Source organism: Pauljensenia sp. UMB9872 (assembly GCF_030212665.1).
GTDB classification, from domain to species: domain Bacteria; phylum Actinomycetota; class Actinomycetes; order Actinomycetales; family Actinomycetaceae; genus Pauljensenia; species Pauljensenia turicensis_B.
In genome coordinates this window covers 155,869-172,217 of record NZ_JASOER010000001.1, presented here as the reverse complement: position 1 = coordinate 172,217, position 16,349 = coordinate 155,869, and the positions used below count along the sequence as shown (strand labels likewise).

16 protein-coding genes are annotated in these 16,349 nt (G+C 56.6%); 6 read left to right on the top strand and 10 right to left on the bottom strand.

Going from position 1 to position 16,349, the window contains the following annotated elements; all coding sequences use genetic code 11:
- The first annotated feature begins 90 nt into the window (after positions 1 to 90).
- Positions 91 to 999: a hypothetical protein gene (locus QP109_RS00800; RefSeq protein ID WP_285022681.1), complete on the top strand. Its 909-nt coding sequence runs from the start codon at positions 91 to 93 to the stop codon at positions 997 to 999.
- 15 nt (positions 1,000 to 1,014) lie between these two features.
- Here QP109_RS00800 and QP109_RS00795 read toward each other — a convergent pair whose 3' ends face one another.
- Both QP109_RS00795 and nudC read right to left on the bottom strand, forming a co-directional pair.
- Positions 1,015 to 3,051 (bottom strand): ATP-dependent DNA helicase UvrD2, encoded by a 2,037-nt coding sequence (locus QP109_RS00795; RefSeq protein WP_285022680.1) that lies wholly within the window; start codon positions 3,049 to 3,051, stop codon positions 1,015 to 1,017.
- A gap of 40 nt (positions 3,052 to 3,091) precedes the next feature.
- Positions 3,092 to 4,099: an NAD(+) diphosphatase gene (gene nudC, locus QP109_RS00790; RefSeq protein ID WP_285022679.1), complete on the bottom strand. Its 1,008-nt coding sequence runs from the start codon at positions 4,097 to 4,099 to the stop codon at positions 3,092 to 3,094.
- A gap of 55 nt (positions 4,100 to 4,154) precedes the next feature.
- Between nudC and rph the strand changes: the two genes are divergently transcribed.
- Both rph and rdgB read left to right on the top strand, forming a co-directional pair.
- A complete protein-coding gene (rph, locus tag QP109_RS00785) occupies positions 4,155 to 4,922 on the top strand; it encodes a ribonuclease PH (RefSeq protein WP_285022678.1) in 768 nt (255 codons plus the stop codon).
- Complete coding sequence (gene rdgB, locus QP109_RS00780) at positions 4,922 to 5,545, top strand: RdgB/HAM1 family non-canonical purine NTP pyrophosphatase (protein WP_285022677.1); 624 nt, start codon at positions 4,922 to 4,924, stop codon at positions 5,543 to 5,545. Before rph ends, rdgB begins: the two co-directional genes overlap by 1 nt.
- A 141-nt stretch (positions 5,546 to 5,686) precedes the next feature.
- Here rdgB and QP109_RS00775 read toward each other — a convergent pair whose 3' ends face one another.
- On the bottom strand, positions 5,687 to 5,815 hold the full coding sequence (locus QP109_RS00775) for a histidine kinase (RefSeq protein ID WP_101627932.1): 129 nt from the start codon (positions 5,813 to 5,815) through the stop codon (positions 5,687 to 5,689).
- Between the two features lie 140 nt (positions 5,816 to 5,955).
- Between QP109_RS00775 and QP109_RS00770 the strand changes: the two genes are divergently transcribed.
- Positions 5,956 to 6,888, top strand: a complete 933-nt coding sequence (locus tag QP109_RS00770) for a LysR family transcriptional regulator (RefSeq protein WP_285022676.1) — start codon at positions 5,956 to 5,958, stop codon at positions 6,886 to 6,888.
- 18 nt (positions 6,889 to 6,906) lie between these two features.
- Here QP109_RS00770 and QP109_RS00765 read toward each other — a convergent pair whose 3' ends face one another.
- The 4 genes from QP109_RS00765 to clpS are packed head-to-tail and all read right to left on the bottom strand — an operon-like array spanning position 6,907 to position 9,415.
- A complete protein-coding gene (locus tag QP109_RS00765; RefSeq protein ID WP_285022674.1) occupies positions 6,907 to 7,713 on the bottom strand; it encodes an MBL fold metallo-hydrolase in 807 nt (268 codons plus the stop codon).
- Positions 7,710 to 8,546 (bottom strand): glutamate racemase, encoded by an 837-nt coding sequence (gene murI / locus QP109_RS00760; RefSeq protein WP_285022672.1) that lies wholly within the window; start codon positions 8,544 to 8,546, stop codon positions 7,710 to 7,712. Before murI ends, QP109_RS00765 begins: the two co-directional genes overlap by 4 nt.
- Before the next feature lie 9 nt (positions 8,547 to 8,555).
- On the bottom strand, positions 8,556 to 9,131 hold the full coding sequence (locus tag QP109_RS00755) for a DUF2017 family protein (protein ID WP_195225884.1): 576 nt from the start codon (positions 9,129 to 9,131) through the stop codon (positions 8,556 to 8,558).
- Positions 9,128 to 9,415: an ATP-dependent Clp protease adapter ClpS gene (gene clpS / locus QP109_RS00750; protein ID WP_101627937.1), complete on the bottom strand. Its 288-nt coding sequence runs from the start codon at positions 9,413 to 9,415 to the stop codon at positions 9,128 to 9,130. The genes QP109_RS00755 and clpS overlap by 4 nt, the downstream gene beginning before the upstream one ends.
- Before the next feature lie 81 nt (positions 9,416 to 9,496).
- Here clpS and QP109_RS00745 point away from each other — a divergent pair, with 81 nt between their 5' ends.
- The gene (locus QP109_RS00745) at positions 9,497 to 10,837 is read left to right on the top strand and encodes a nicotinate phosphoribosyltransferase (protein ID WP_285022669.1); all 1,341 of its coding nucleotides are present in this window, start codon (positions 9,497 to 9,499) and stop codon (positions 10,835 to 10,837) included.
- Positions 10,838 to 10,927: 90 nt separating this feature from the next.
- On the opposite strand, the gene QP109_RS00740 is transcribed toward QP109_RS00745, so the two are convergent.
- The 3 genes from QP109_RS00740 to QP109_RS00730 form a co-directional block, all read right to left on the bottom strand.
- Positions 10,928 to 12,679, bottom strand: coding sequence for a DEAD/DEAH box helicase (locus QP109_RS00740; RefSeq protein WP_285022812.1), 1,752 nt, complete (start codon positions 12,677 to 12,679; stop codon positions 10,928 to 10,930).
- Positions 12,680 to 12,738: 59 nt separating this feature from the next.
- On the bottom strand, positions 12,739 to 13,071 hold the full coding sequence (locus QP109_RS00735; protein ID WP_101627939.1) for a DUF3039 domain-containing protein: 333 nt from the start codon (positions 13,069 to 13,071) through the stop codon (positions 12,739 to 12,741).
- A gap of 194 nt (positions 13,072 to 13,265) precedes the next feature.
- A complete protein-coding gene (locus QP109_RS00730) occupies positions 13,266 to 13,547 on the bottom strand; it encodes an HU family DNA-binding protein (RefSeq protein ID WP_101627940.1) in 282 nt (93 codons plus the stop codon).
- 461 nt (positions 13,548 to 14,008) lie between these two features.
- On the opposite strand from QP109_RS00730, the gene QP109_RS00725 reads away from it, so the two are divergent.
- Positions 14,009 to 15,973, top strand: a complete 1,965-nt coding sequence (locus tag QP109_RS00725) for a solute carrier family 23 protein (RefSeq protein WP_285022666.1) — start codon at positions 14,009 to 14,011, stop codon at positions 15,971 to 15,973.
- The last annotated feature ends 376 nt before the right edge of the window (positions 15,974 to 16,349 follow it).

Genomic DNA, 16,349 nt, shown 5'->3' with positions numbered 1-16,349 from the left:
GCGCGAGCACGCTCGTCCTGTGGATAAATGCTGGGCCGGGTTGAAGGCTGGCATACTCATCGCCATCGAGTTTTCACGAAGAGGTGTGCGATGAAGTTGAAGCCCGGCGTCACGGTGTTGAGGGTTGGGGATCATTCGGTCCAGGTTGGAACAGATCACGGTCACCAAATGGTGCTTCGTGGCCTGCATGATCGTCAGATCAATGCCTTGATCGCTTGCAGTCATCATTCTGTGTCTTTGGATGCCGATCAGGATGATCCTTTGCCGAGCACTTTGCCGATTCGTCTTCGAATGCGCCTGCAACACGCTGGGTTCTTAGAAGATGTCACTCTGCCCCAGCACCTCGCGTTGACGTTCACCGTCTTCGATGACGTATCTGTGCGAGTTTTGGATCTGGTGAAAAATGACTTCTATCTTGAGGTCATTCCCCTGCAACCACGTCGGGTTGATGACCGGCTTGCCAGGGTGATTGGTGAAGGCTTTCTAGGGTTGCCACTGAAGCGGTCACTATCACATCGCTATGACTTACTCCCCCGGTACGTGCCTCATTCTCATGGTCAAAGTGAGGCTTTAACGATTGTGTCCTCTCAGCGTTTCCCCGCGTTCGAAGACTCCTGGATGCTCGTGAAAGAAGATATCCCCCACCTTCTGGTCACTGAACTGGAAGACGGCTATGACGTCGGGCCTCTTGTCATCCCAGGACTCAGTGCGTGTGGAGCATGTTTACTCTCCCAAGAAAGCGCTAGGGATCCTGATTTTCTTGATCACCGTAAGACGGCGATGAGGACACCATTGGTTGCTCCCACACCTCTTGCCGCCCATGGCGCAGCCTGGTCGATTGCTAGGTTTATCCAGACTTTTATGGGGAATGATCACCTGATGACATCGGGTATTCACCATATTGATGCTCGCGGTGGCTTTTCGATACGACAAGCTGTACCTCAAGCGAATTGCGGGTGTAAGGAGAGCAGTCTAAGCGACCGTACTTCCGATCGATAGTACGAAGAGAACGTATTAAAGAAGATCGTCCTTAGTCACTTCAACTGTTTCGCCGTCCAGGATCGCTAAAACGGATGATCCGAACGCATCTGCTTTGATCTCGCCGATGCCGGAAATCTCAAGAAGCTCACGATGGTTCTTCGGGCGCTGTGTCGCAAGCTTACGGAGCGTGAGATCCGAAAAAACCGTATAGGGGGGCTTACCAGCGAGCTTTGCAACAGCACTTCGCCACGAGCGGAGGGCTTCGAAAAGATCGAGGGTCTCTTTCGACGCTGTTGCTTGGAACTCGCGTATCGCCTGCTTCGATGATGATGCGTGAGCGTGAGCGGGCTTCTTCGTCTTTGCCGAGGGGTTCTGCGGCCACACGCTGTTCAGCAGGCGACTACGTTTACGCTTCGAACGATCCCCGTCACGCCGGCTTCGCGCCCACGAGAGCTCAAGAATGTCCCTCGCACGAGTGATACCAACGTAGAGAAGGCGACGTTCTTCTTCGATTGCTTCGGGGGTCTTAGCGTAGGAAATAGGGAGCAGACCTTCGCTGAGCCCCGGCATAAAAACGGCTGACCATTCCAGCCCCTTCGCCGAGTGAAGAGTCATTACTTCCACGCCTTCTTTATTTGGCTCTTCTGCAGCCTTGCGCTTGTGCGTGAGCTCTTCAATGAACCCAGCAAGATCCGGAGCAGATGAATCAGTAGCCAATGCGATCAGCGTATTGAGGTTATTCCAGCGTTCAAGCGCATTTGCTCCATTGGGAGCTTGAGGCGTCCAGCCGATGGCTCCCAAGTGTTCTTCTATTTGGTCGCGCAGGGAGTCAGAGGCATCCTGGCCAGACTTCGACACCGCGATCAGATGGCTGACTGCACGGCGAACTGATTCTCGATCAAAGAATGGGGTCTCGTCTTGAAGAGCAATCGGAATCTGACGCGCTGAAAATACTTCTTCGTAGAGTTCGGATTGAGCGTTGATACGAAGGAGAACAGCGATATCGTGGGCAGGTGTTCCACGATGTATGAGCTCTTGAATCTTCGACGCGATGGCTTCAGCTTCTTCCCTATCCGACGAATAGCTTGCGAATTCAACATGCGCGCCCGAAGGTCGTTGAGAGCTGAGCGTGACAGCGCCACTGGTTTTCCCTGCCCCCAGCATAACCGAGTTAGCGACATCAACAATTTGAGGCGTCGACCGATAATCTCTGGTCAGTTCAAGGACGTGCGCCCCCTTGAATTTCTTTGGGAAATCGACAAGAAATGATGATTGAGCACCTGCAAATGAATAAATTGTCTGGGCAACATCGCCAACGACACACACGTCGTAACGATCACCGATCCATAGATCCAACAACGAGTGTTGCAAGCGTGACACATCTTGGAATTCATCAACCACGAAGTTCTGGTACTGGTTACGCACTTGCCTGGCGATGTCAGGGCGATCCTGCATGATGGCGGCCATCAAAATAAGGACGTCTTCAAAATCGATCGCACCACGTTCACGCTTAGCGTCCTCATACAGGCGAAGAATCGTTGCCATCTCATCAGCGCTTAAGCCATCTGGAACAGGGTGTCCGTCGCGCACTATTTCGCCGTAGCGCTCTGCGTCAACCATCGACACTTTCGCCCATTCAATTTCGGCGACAACGTCACGGAATTCAATATTTCCCTGCGCTATTCCAAGGCGGGACATCACGGGATAAACAAGCGATGACTTACTGGGGATGATCTCTGGAATCTGACCACCAATTGCTGTTGGCCAGAAGAATTTCAGCTGACTGAGTGCAGCCGAATGGAAGGTGCGAGCAGAAACTCCGGGAACGCCAAGCTGAGTAAGTCTTTGCCCCATTTCAAAAGCAGCGCGACGCGTGAACGTCACTGCAAGAACCGAATGTGGCGTGAACGCACCCGTTGCCACACCGTACGCAATGCGATAGGTGATCGCACGTGTTTTCCCTGTCCCTGCGCCGGCAAGAACAGCCAATGGCCCTTTCACTTGCAGGGCAACAGCGCGCTGATCCGGGTCAAGCGCGTCAAGAAGAGCATTCGGGTCTGGCACATTCATAGAACGATTGTCCCACTGACCATGGAGAAACCAATGTGCATCATGGGCGCCGAAGCGGGTCAAGCGAGCTTGGGCTCTCAGGCAAGTCGCTTCCATACCAGTCCACAAGCAGGGCATACGCAATGGATGTTGGGCCCGGTGCACTCACTTCACCGCTGTGAAGAGCATCGCGCAATTCACTCCGGCTAAAGAACCGCGCCCATTCGATCTCTTCCCCATCGGGAATCGGCACAATCGGTGTTCCAACAGCTACTCGCGCGGTGTACCCGATCATCTGCGAACGAGGGAACGGCCACGGTTGCGTCGCCTGATATTCAACGCTGGCCACATCCAGACCAACTTCTTCTTTAACTTCGCGAATAACTGCATGTTCAGGCGATTCTCCGGCCTCGACGAAGCCTGCAATCAGAGAACACATTGTGGTGCGCCACGCCGTATTGTGCGCAAGCAACACACGATCCTCATCATCGTGGATGCGCACGATGACTGCCGGGTCCTGTCGCGGATATTCCACGTGCCCACACCCGGAACACTCCGTCGCCCAGCCACTCAGAATCGAGCGAACAGGCTTCCCACAACGAGCGCAGAAACGGTAGGAGGCATGCCAAGTAGCAAGAGACACACCCGCCAGTGCAACCCCACAATCCGAAGCACCCAACATATGCCCGCCCCATCGCAGGTGAACCCACTGCACGCCCGGAAGCTCAGCGTCATTGTCAAGGCAGAGCACGATCTGCCCCACCCCATCATCAGTGGCACCGACGAAATAGGCGGGGGTGGCCTCGTCGATCAGAGAGAGGGCGACCGGGGTGGAAATCGGTGCCAACTTAATCTCTGCACAGGCATCGCGAACTGGAATAACGCCGATCGCACCGTTTGGCTTTACTGCAACTGCGCGGACGGACGACACCCCTGCGCGATCCTCTTGGCTCACCCCTGCATCCAAAGCCTTTACGCCGCGTTCAAGGAGCGCGCGTGGGCTGACATTCTCACGCACGGAAACCAGGGCGCGAGGAGTTAGCCGGACAAGGGGAAGGTGAAGTGTCATACCTCAACGCTAGCCCTCCTGGGGTCCGCTTCGCGAAGTGAACTAGGCTGGAGGCATGACTCATGATGCATCTCGCGCCGATGGGCGCTCATTCGACCAGCTCCGTCCCGTTTCCATGACCCGCGGTTGGGCGGGCGTCGGCGAAGGCTCCGTCCTTGTCGAGTTCGGAAATACTCGTGTCCTCTGCGTTGCCTCGCTGACAGAGGGTGTTCCGCGCTGGCGTAAAGGGAGCGGAGAAGGTTGGGTCACCGCCGAATACTCGATGTTGCCACGCGCAACCGCTGAACGCTCACAGCGCGAATCCATCAAGGGCAAGGTTGGTGGACGCACGCAAGAAATCTCACGCCTCATTGGTCGAAGCCTGCGCGCAATCATTGACGTGACAGCTCTAGGCGAAAACACGATCGTCCTCGACTGCGACGTTCTGCGCGCAGACGGTGGCACTCGCACCGCGTCCGTGACCGGCGCCTACGTTGCACTGGCTGAAGCGGTCCGCTGGGGCACCGAAAAGGGTCTCATCACACCAAAGGCTGGCATGTCCGTGCTGACCGACTCCGTGTCGGCAATCTCCGTTGGCATTATCGACGCCACCCCGATGCTCGACCTCCCCTACGTTGAAGACGTCCGTGCAGAAACTGACATGAACATCGTTCAGACCGGCAACGGTAACTTCATCGAGATTCAGGGCACTGCCGAGCACGCACCCTTCACCCGTGATGAACTGGGCGATCTGCTTGACCTGGCAGCGATCGGCAACGCGCAGCTGGCCGATCTGCAACGTCGTTGTTTGACCGCTGGCGAACTTGAGACGGTCACCCTCTGATGACGACCCCCAAATTGGTTTTCGCCACCGGCAACGCCCACAAAATTGCGGAGTTGGAAGCAATTCTGGCTCCCGCATACGCAGGGTACGAGGCCGGGATCATTGCCAAGATGAGTGACTTTGATGCGCCCGAACCGGTAGAAGACGGTGCATCTTTCGAAGAGAACTCTCTGATCAAAGCTCGTTCTTTGGTGAAGCTGACCGGGTTGCCGGCGATCGCGGACGATTCCGGTTTGTGCGTTGACATTCTGGGTGGAGCGCCCGGTATTTTCTCTGCTCGCTGGTGTGGCCACCATGGTGACGATGCGGCAAACCTGGATTTGCTCCTTGCTCAGTTGACCGATGTGCCAGATGCACTACGAGGCGCCGCATTCGTCTCTGCTGCTGTATTGGTTCTGCCTGACGGGCGCGAGTTCGTTCAGCGCGGAGAGGTCCGTGGCACTTTGCTTCGCGAGCGCCGTGGTACCGGCGGATTTGGCTACGACCCGATCTTCGTCGCCGACGGCTTTAACGTGACGACAGCGGAAATGACGCCCAAGCAGAAGAATGCGATCAGCCATCGAGGCATTGCATTCCGCGCCCTCACTCCCGCGGTTGTCGATGCGCTCCAACAGAGCCAGTGATATCAATTCGGGCATTAGCCCTTAATTCATCCTTGTTTCAGTAAGCAGGCATGACAGGAGAGGCGATGCCACCGGTGGCATCGCCTCTCCTGTCTATTGAGTTGTCACGCTAGAGAGAGCGCTGTTATCACCAAGCCGGTTTCAGCGGGCGACCAGATTGCCGTAAATCGGGCGATCCATGCAGAACTGCAGTTCATCACGCTGCTGTTTGCGATAGCGAGTGACATAGGAACGGAAGCAGTCGAGCTGACGACGGACCAATGACATCATGACGTTTCTCCATTCAACTCTGTGTCGCAAGCCTCACTGTTCACGACTTGATACATATAAGTATGTACGCCACTCACATACAGTTCAATTGAACTATTCTTTTTTGTAATTTAAGTTTTGCTTAAGAAGTAGGAGCTCCGATGCATATCGATCCAAAACGACTCCAAGTTCTTCTTGAGGTTCACCGCGAAGGCGGAATCGTCGCCGCGTCAGACTACCTCGGGGTCTCTGCATCAGCGGTGTCACAACAAATCAAAAAACTCGAGGAAGAAGTCGGTCTGGACCTCGTCGATCGCAACCCAGCCGGCGCTCTTCTTACCCCCGCCGGGCGCATTCTTGTCAACGGCGCCGAACGCATCGAAAACGACCTTAACGACATTGCCCGAGATCTTCGCCCCATCGCCGGGCACCTGACCGGTATCGTACGCATCGGTGCTTTTCACACGGTCATTCGTAACGTTCTCCTCCCCCTCACCTCCCAGCTGGAACAAGACCTTCCCGGCGTCGAAATCCACATCGATGAATCCGACGAAGGCCCCGGCATGACGAAGATGCGTTCAGGCGAGTTCGACCTGCTCATGCTGGAACGCGACACCGCCCCCGGCAACGCGCCACGTGGCTTCACCGATGTCCAATTCATCGACGAACCCTGGGTACTGGTCAGCCCCTCCAACGCCCCGCTAGTGGGATCCGAACGCGACCTTGCCGACGTCCAATGGCTCCGGGTCGCACCAGACACGATCGGCGCACTCCCCATGCAGCGTGTGGTAGCTGCAACATCGCACATCCACTGGGTGCCCTACTCGTACATCAACTACGAAGCCGCACACGCCCTTATTCGCGCCGGTAAAGGCTCAACGATCATGCCCTACATGGCTATCCGAGGAATCGTGCTGGGAGGTATGCGTGTCACAACTCTGCCAGCACTGGGCTTCAGGCGCATTTTGGCGCGTCACCGCAACGGAGAAGACTCACCGAACACTGCAACCGGCCAGGTCCTTGCTGCCCTATTCCAGTGGGTTGCAACCCACCACAATGACTGGCGTGGCAACATATACGAGACCACTCAGTAGCAGTCCCAGCGATGAGCGCTACTTGCCACCCACCACGAACGAAGAATCAAGACAGGCGAAATCAACGGGACCAGACCAGGTCTGACGCAGTTCAGCAAGCACCTGTTCAGTTTCTGTCCACGGCTGAATGTGCGTCGCAACCAGTCGACCAACATTGGCTCGCGTCGCAAAGCTACCTGCGCGCACCCCATCCATGTGGATTCCACGAACTGAATCTTCACAAGTGAAACCGACTTCGGTCAGAAGAAGATCCACGTTCATAGCTCCAGCATCGATACGAGGGCTTTCATCCGTATCGCCGGTGAAGAACATCGACACCGCGGTCGACGGATCTGACTGGCTCGGCCCCTCAATACGCGTTCCGAACGAGGGAATTGTGTGGATCCCCTTGAACGATGTCAGAGTCATCGGACCAATCTGATAGGACTGGCCATCTTCAACGGTTCGAATATCGAATTCATTCGCGTACAGCTCCTCTTCGACAACACCGTCGATCTGGCGGATACGTTCCAACAGACCTTCGGGACCGACAACCATCAACGGAGGCAAATCAGAGCCGGGGCCCCACTTGCGATACACCTGTAGCGAGATGATGTCAGCCATATGGTCAGCGTGGCAGTGCGAAAGGACCACCGCATCAATATCGCGGGGGCTAATCCGACGCCAGAGAGCACCGAAAGAACCGGGGCCCATCTCGAGAACCACGTTCCACACGCGATCCTCACCGGTGCTCGGATCAACGCCGTTCGCTTGAACCAAGTAGCACGAGGCCGGAGACTTCGGACCGGACATGGAACCGGTGCACCCGATCGTTGTCAGTATCATTGGGCACTGGCTCCTGACGCAATCGAGATTTCTTGCACGTTTCCAACTTCGGGGCCAAGGAAACGTCGGGCCAGACGTGGGAACGTATCGCCGGAGTCGGTTGTCATGAACCGGTGATGGGGGCCGTCCCCTTCCGCCCATGGTTCATGCAAGAGATCGCGGTCGGTCAGTTCGTTGTACGTCACGTTGGCAGTCGCTTCTGACGAGGTCACAAGGGACACTCCTTCGCCCATGACACGGCCGATAACGCCGGTCAACAACGGGTAGTGCGTGCATCCTAGGATAAGAGTGTCGACGCCATCGTCCTTGAGTGGCTGAAGATACTCGCGCGCGACAGCTTCCAGTTCAGCTCCGGTTGTCACACCACGCTCTACGAAAGGAACAAAATCAGGACACGCCTGCTGTGAAACATGGAGACCCGGAACGGCCGCAAGTGCGTTTCGATACGCTTCCGACTGGATGGTTGCCTGCGTACCAATCACGCCAATACGACGATTCCTCGTGGTCGCGACAGCCTGCCTGGCGGCCGGAGTGATGACCTCAATGACAGGGATATGCGCGTCAATCCAGTAGCGTTCGCGCGCATCTGAAAGGGCTGCAGCCGTTGCCGTATTACAGGCGATCACCAGCGCTTTCACACCGCGGGAAGCGAGTTCATCCAAGCATTCCAATGTGAAGCGACGCGCTTCTGCAATTGCACGAGGCCCATAGGGGGTGTGGGCAGTGTCACCGAGGTAGAGGATTTCCTCGTCCGGCAATTTATCGATGACAGCACGCGCGACGGTCAGGCCACCGAGGCCAGAATCAAAAATACCGATAGGCGCGTTATCCATGCTTTGACCCTAGTTGCTACCACCTTGGGAATTCAGGGCGAACACCAGTGAGTCTTGCCACCAGGTAAGGACCATGTAGATAGCGCTTGCCGACTGCTGACGGGTCCCATTCGGTTTTTCGCTTGCAATCTTCGCGATTTGCTCCACGTCATCATCGGAAGCGATTTGAAGTTCACCGGCAAGTCCGAGACGAACATCATTAAGCGCACCAAGCCAATCCCAGACCTCGTCAGCATCGAAACTGACTTCGTGAATACCGAGGGCTTCAGTGCGCTCAATATGCGCGCACACTTTACGTAGTCGAGCAGACTTTTCTGCCCGCAAAAAGTCTTCCGTCAGCGCACGCAAACCCGTTGCGTCCTGAGGGTCAGAGCTCATCGCTGGAAGTAAATAGTCCAGGGAGCGTTCTTCTGGAGCCTCGCGATGATTCTCCAACGAGGTTGCCGCAGCAACGAATGCTGGCATATCCCCTGGATCGTCAAGGACAACGAGAATCTCACGCATCAGCTGCGCAATCAATGTCGAATACGGGGGTTGTAATTCGGCGCTGAAAGCGCCGGCCTCGTATACAAAAGGACCGATCACGAGTCGAGTTCCAACGTCGCGCGCAAACCGTACCCGTGCATCGCCACAACATCGGCTTCCATGCGTTCGCGAAGTCCCGTAGATACGGTTGCTTTGCCGAGCAAGTGGACCTCACGCATCAGGGAATCAGCGCGATCGTGCGAATAGCCGAAATGACGGACAAACACATTGGTCACATACGACATCAGGTTAACCGGATCGTCCCACACGACAGTACGCCACTGCGCGAGCCCAGCTAAGGTGGGGGCAACGCGTTCAAGTGGCGTCGATGAAGTCGTTGGCATGTTTCAAGCCTAAGCAACGATTTCGTACCATGCTGCGGTTTCAACACGCGAACTTGTGGTATATCGCGCTAGGTTTGCCATATGCCCTCATCAATTTCAACGTCGCTGCTGACGGACATGTATGAACTGACCATGTTTGATGCTGCTTTGAAAGCCGGTACCGCATGGCGCACATCCACTTTCGAGGTTTTCGGGCGTCGTCTTCCCGCAACCCGACGCTTCGGTGTTGTCGCAGGTATTGGTCGCATTCTCGAAGCGCTCGAACGCTTCGAATTCGAGCCCGCTCAGATCGATTGGCTTCACGCCGAGAAGATCGTCTCCGATGACGCACTCGATTATCTGAAGAGTTTCCACTTCACCGGTTCGATTCGCGGCTATGCCGAAGGCGAATGCTATTTCCCAGGCTCCCCTCTGCTGACCGTCGAGGGAACCTTCGCCGAGTGCACGATGCTCGAGACGCTTCTTCTGTCGATCCTGAACCATGACTGTGCGATCGCATCGGCCGCGTCGCGTATGACGATCGCCGCCCACGGTCGCCCGTGCATGGATATGGGAGCTCGACGAGGCCACGAACGAGCCGCGGTTTCCGCAGCGCGCGCAGCAATCATCGGAGGATTTGCTGGAACCAGCGATCTGGAAGCGGCCAAGCGCTATGGAATCCGCGCGATTGGCACCGCAGCCCACTCTTTCACTCTCCTGCACGATTCGGAACGCGAAGCATTCGATGCTCAGATTGCACTGCTTGGCCCATCGACGACGCTGCTCGTTGACACCTACGACGTCGAACGGGGCGTCATCAACGCTGTTGAGGCTGCACGCGCTGCCGGCGGTGAACTAGGCGCCGTTCGTTTGGACTCTGGCGACCTTGTTGCCACCGCCTTCAAGGTTCGCGGTCAGCTTGATGCTCTTGGCGCAACGACCACAAAGATCACAGTCACCAACGATCTGGATGAGTACGCTATCGCTGCCCTGGGCGCCGCGCCTATCGACTCCTACGGGGTTGGAACGAAGCTGGTCACCGGTTCGGGCGTGCCCACGGCGGCTCTCGTGTACAAACTCGTGTCCCGCGAAGACGAGAACGGCAATCCGAAGCCTGTCGCGAAGAAGTCGGAATCCAAGTCAACGGTCGGTGGCAAGAAGTTCGCTGGTCGTGTCATTGACGAAGACGGATACGCAGCCGAAGAGGTCCTCGTTGTCACCGATTCTGAAGCCGATGCGAAGGCTGAACTTGCCAAGCTGGGCGCGCGCAAACTTCAAATTCCGCTGATCACTGACGGCACAATCGATTCTTCCCTCTGGGGAGACGACGCATTAGAGAAAGCGCAAGCAACGCACGTGCGCTCGCGTAACGAACTTCCCTATCAGGCCTGGCGCCTGTCCGAGGGCGAGGTCGCGATCCCGACACGCTATGTGAAGCTCTGAATCGCTGATAGACGCGACGGTGCTCCTGCACCTTGGGTGCAGGAGCACCGCGTTGTATCAGCTCGTCATTCACATTCAGCTGCGCTAGGCCTAGTGTTTTCCAACGAACCACTGACGAAGCAAAGCAATGCGCGCTTCAATCTGTTCCGTGGTTGCAAGGGCGATCTCTGGGCCGCCACAGCGTTGACGCAGTTGAGCGTGAACCATCGCGTGCGGTTCACCACTACGACGCGACCAGGACGAGACCAGATGTGAGAGTTCCTTACGCTTTGCAGCGCGGACACGGTGGTCTGAGACTCCAGCGTTCGCCTCACGCATCTTCGCCGCGCTCTTCGACTTCTTTTGAGCTGCAACCTGTTCAGCTTGACGCGCCCTCAAAAGAGTAGTCACTTGATCTGCATCAAGCAGGCCGGGAATCCCCAAGTATTCCTGTTCTTCGACTGAACCAACCTGAGCGCCTTGCCCCCAGGCAGCCCCGTCGAAGAGCACACCATCAAACTCTGCGTCTGCACCCAAGGCCTCGTACTGATTGAGCAAATCCGACGATGCTGACTCACTCGCATTTGCCTGGGCGACCATGGCGTCTTCGGGATTCCACATGGCGTCTTCGTCATCAGCTGACTTCGGGCGGTCAAGCGCGTGGTCGCGTTCAACTTCCATCTGTGAAGCAAGCTCCAGCAGTGGGACAACCGAAGGAACAAAGACTGTCGCTGTCTCACCGCGTTTGCGGGCACGGACAAAACGGCCAACGGCCTGGGCAAAGAACAGCGGGGTGGACGTGTTCGTCGCGTAGACGCCCACCGATAGACGAGGCACATCCACGCCTTCCGACACCATTCGGACGGCAACCATCCAACGGTCATCCGATTCGCGGAACGCATCAATGCGATCCGACGCGTCAGCATCATCGGACAGGACGATCGTTGCCTTCTTACCAGTGATCTCGTACAGATGACGCGCATAGGCGCGCGCCTGCGTCTGATTAGAGGCGATCACCAGGCCACCGGCATCAGGGATCTGACGACGAACTTCTTCAAGACGCAGATCGGCGGCACGAAGAACGGCAGGAATCCACTCACCCTTCGGATCAAGAGCCGTGCGCCAGGCCTGTTTCATCATGTCTTTCGTCAGAGGTTCACCCAGGCGAGCGCTCATTTCGTCGCCGGTCGAGGTACGCCATGACATCTGACCCGAATAGGACATAAACAGGACCGGGCGAACAACCATGTCTCGCAGAGCATTGCCGTAACCGTAGCTGTAGTCGGCTTGAGAGCGACGAATACCATCGGCATCTTCCACATAGCGAACAAACGGGATCGGCGATGTATCAGAGCGGAAGGGAGTGCCTGTCAGAGCAAGACGGCGCGTTGCATCGCCGAACGCTTGGCGCACACCGTCACCCCACGACAGCGAGTCACCAGCGTGGTGGATCTCGTCCAAGATGACGAGAGTCCGATAGTCGCGTGTACGCATTTCATGGACCGCAGGATTAGCGCCGACCTGCGCATACGTAACGGCAACACCATCAAAGTGCGAACCCGCACGGCCCTGAGCATTCGTAAACGACGGGTCAATATGAATACCGACTCGCGCAGCCGCATCGGCCCATTGGCCTTTCAAATGTTCAGTCGGGCAGACGACGGTGATCTTATCGACGATGCCCTGACCCATCAGCTCCACAGCAATACGGAGAGCAAAGGTCGTTTTACCCGCACCGGGAGTTGCAACCGCAAGGAAGTCACGCGGCGCCTCAGCCATGTATTGCTCAAGAGCAGCTGCCTGCCATGCGCGAAGTGACCCCGCTGTTCCTCTTCTGGCACGCGCAGGAAACGAGGGAGACAGCGAGCGAGCAGCGGCAGGTGAGAGGCGGGATGGATAGAGATGACGATCCTTGGAGGAGCTCACTTATCCGAGCCACCAAACCCGTCAGAGAACGGCCAGTTCCGTCCGTTCTTCCCCATCGAATCACGAAGTTCCTTGCATGTCGGACACACCGGGTAGCGCGAAGCATCACGCGTCGGAATCCAGACTTTGCCACATAAGGCAACGACAGGCTGTCCCGTCATCATTGATGAATCAGCTTTATCCCTACGCACGAAGTGCGCGAATCGATCACCATCGCCGGGAGCCTTTTCGCGTTCAACCTCAGTTCGTTCAAGCAAGCCGGTCGACGATTGAGTCGAGGGAGCAGAAGGCGACGAGGGCCCTTGGGGTTCATTGAGGGAGTTACGCATGCCTCCCATTGTAGAGGCGCCAGCGTGGTCTCTCTTGGTGAGAAACTGAACTGAGCGCGAACGAAAACCGCTTCATTTAGCGACAAAACAGGCGCTAGGGACAAAGGAAGAGGAAAGGCAGAGAAGTTTCACACAAGAGTGCGGGGCAGAAACCAATGGTTTCTGCCCCGCACTCGAAGAGTTTGATCAGATGATCACTTGGCAACAGCCTTCTTCAGGGTGGAGCCAGCGGAGAGCTTCACGCCGAAGCCAGCCGGGATCTGAATCTCTTCGCCCGTGCGCGGGTTGCGACCGGTGCGTGCTGCGCGCTCGACGCGCTCTGCGGAGAACAGGCCGGTGATCTTCACGGCTTCGCCCTTACCAAGGGACTCAACCAGGACGTCCTGGAAAGCGCCAAGAGCTGCATCTGCTTCGACCTTGGTCAGGTTTGCGCGCTCTGCGATCTGTGCAACGAGCTCGGTGCGATTGATGGGCATAAGAACCTCATTCCTATTTTTGCTATCAGCTGCCACGGCGACAGCCACTGGGGAAACACTACGAAAAAACTGAGCCATTTGTCAGTTCGTGACGGCATTTTTCGCAATTTATGGCTTATTTCTCGCATTTTGGATACCCATAAAGCATGAGTGACCACTTAAAAGACCATTTTTATTGACTTGGGTCACATTTCTTTGGTCACATTTGCCGACAGAACGAAGTACTCAAACGAGGTTCGAATAACTCAACAGGTCTTTCACAGCCATGAACAAAAGACCGTATTATCACGCACACACAACCACGTGTTCAGCGCACTAAGGGGATAGCTTACTCCCTTGTTTACCCTGCTCGAACACTCGTCCAAACCGAGTGCGAGATAGGCCACGCGATGCGGGGAACACGCGCGCGCGATAGGAAAATTGGCAGGGCCCAACAACCTCTTAGAGTTCCAGGAGAATCCATGGCTCTTAGACGAAATGAAACGGCTACCGAGACCGGCAAGACCGTTCATCCCGTTGACCAAGTCCCATCCTTTGGCAAGCTTTCAGTTCTTGGCATTCAGCACGTGTTGGCTTTCTACGCCGGCGCCGTCGTTGTTCCTCTTGTTATCGCCTCCGGCCTCGGCCTCGATAACGAAACCCTGATCCACCTGATCAACGCCGACCTGTTCACCTGCGGTATCGCCTCGATCATCCAGTCGGCCGGCCTCGGCCCGAAGATCGGGGTAAAGCTGCCCCTTATCCAGGGCGTCACCTTCACCGCAGTTTCGCCCCTTATCGCAATCGGTATCGCCGCCACTCCAGCCGGTGCCGATCCAAAGACCGGCCTTGCCACCATGTATGGCTCCATCATTGCGGCCGGCCTCGTCACTTTCTTCGTGGCACCTTTCTTCGCGAAACTCCTTCGCTTCTTCCCACCCGTCGTCACCGGCACACTTCTGACCGTCATGGGTATCACGCTCATCTCCGTCTCCGCTGGCGACATCGTGTCGTGGGGCACCTACGCGGCAGAGGGCCAGGATGCTGGCGCACTCACTCTGCGCGGCCTCGCCTACGCATTCGGCACCCTGGTAATCATCGTTGCCGTCCAACGCATCTTTAAAGGCTTTATGTCAACCATCTCGGTCCTCGTCGGCCTGGTTGTCATGACCGCTATCGCATTTGCGCTTGGCGACGCCAACTTCTCTGATATCGGCCAGTCGGCATGGCTTGGCGTGACCACCCCGTTCTTCTTCGGCATTCCGAAATTCAACATCGTCGCAATCATTTCAATGCTCATCGTCATGGCAGTAACCATGGTTGAAACCACCGGCGACGTTTTCGCAACCGGCGAGGTCGTCGGCAAGCGCATCACGCCGAAACAGGTTGCAAACGCTCTTCGCGCAGATGGTCTGTCCACCCTCCTCGGCGGCGTCTTCAACTCGTTCCCCTACACCTGCTTCGCCCAGAACGTCGGTCTGGTTCGACTAACCCGCGTGAAGTCCCGCTGGGTTGTCACCGCAGCCGGCATCATCATGATCATCCTCGGCATCCTGCCGAAGGCTGGCGCAGTGGTTGCCTCGATTCCCGGGCCGGTCATCGGTGGCGCATCGCTGGCCATGTTCGCAAACGTTGCCGTTGTCGGTATCCAGACCTTGTCCAAGGTCGACATGCGCGATAACCGCAATGCCGTCATCGTCTCGACCTCCATCGGTCTGGCCATGCTGGTCACCCTGAAACCCGATCTTGCATCCCTGATGCCGTCATGGTTGCAAATCATCTTCGGTTCCGGCGTGACCATCGGTGCACTGACAGCCTTCATCCTGAACCTGCTCTTCTTCCACGTTGGCAAGCAGGATGGCCCAGATGTTGCAATCATTGACGGTCGTCCCGTGGACCTCGATCAGGTCAACGCGATGGATCGCGAAACCTTCGTTGAAGCCTTCAAGGGCATGTACGACGGTGACGTCTGGCCCGTCGAACGCGCATGGGAGCAGCGTCCGTTCGCCGATGCAACCGAGCTCCGTAAGGCGTTCGAGGACGAGGTCCTCGGGGCATCTGCTGACGAACAGGAAGCTTTGATCAACGCCTACGTTGACATCGCCGACTTGGCCTCCAACCAGGATGGCAACGAGCAGGCCCACGCTGACACCGCAGCCCTCGCTCTTGGCGAATTCAACGATTCTGAGCTCAAGGAGCTACAGGCAGCATCGGCCGCCTACCGCGAGAAGTTCAATCGCCCACTGGTTGTCTGCGTGACCAATCTTGCCGATCGCGAACAGCTGATTGCTTCGGCATGGAAGCGCGTCGAATCATCGCAGGCACGTGAAGCACGCTTCGCACTCGGTGAGGTCATCGACATTGCCGACGAGCGATTCAACATTCTGGTTGCTGACGCGAACCCGATCCGCACTGCGTGGGGTCGCAAGTTCGACCAGGTCGATTGATCGATCCTGATTCGTTGAAACTTAGCTGAGGGGCTGGCATGTGCCAGCCCCTCAGCGCTTTTCCCCTCGCATTGTCAGCCTCTGCTTTCACTACCGCGCATAGCCTTGGCATCCGAGCAGATTGTCACCTCCTGCGCACTTTCTCCCACTCATGAGAAAACCGGAGTTTATCGTCCACGTCACTCGCCAAGAAAATACACTGAACGCCATGGAATCCATCGCGTCCCTCACGTCCGCATCATCGCAGGCGACCGTTTCTTTCTTCGGAGCTCAACTTTTGTCATGGACTCCCACCGCAGGCCACCCGGTAATCTGGCAGACCTCGTTCATTGAAGGAAATACGGTTTCTTTCGAGGGACCGACAGATCGCCTCTAC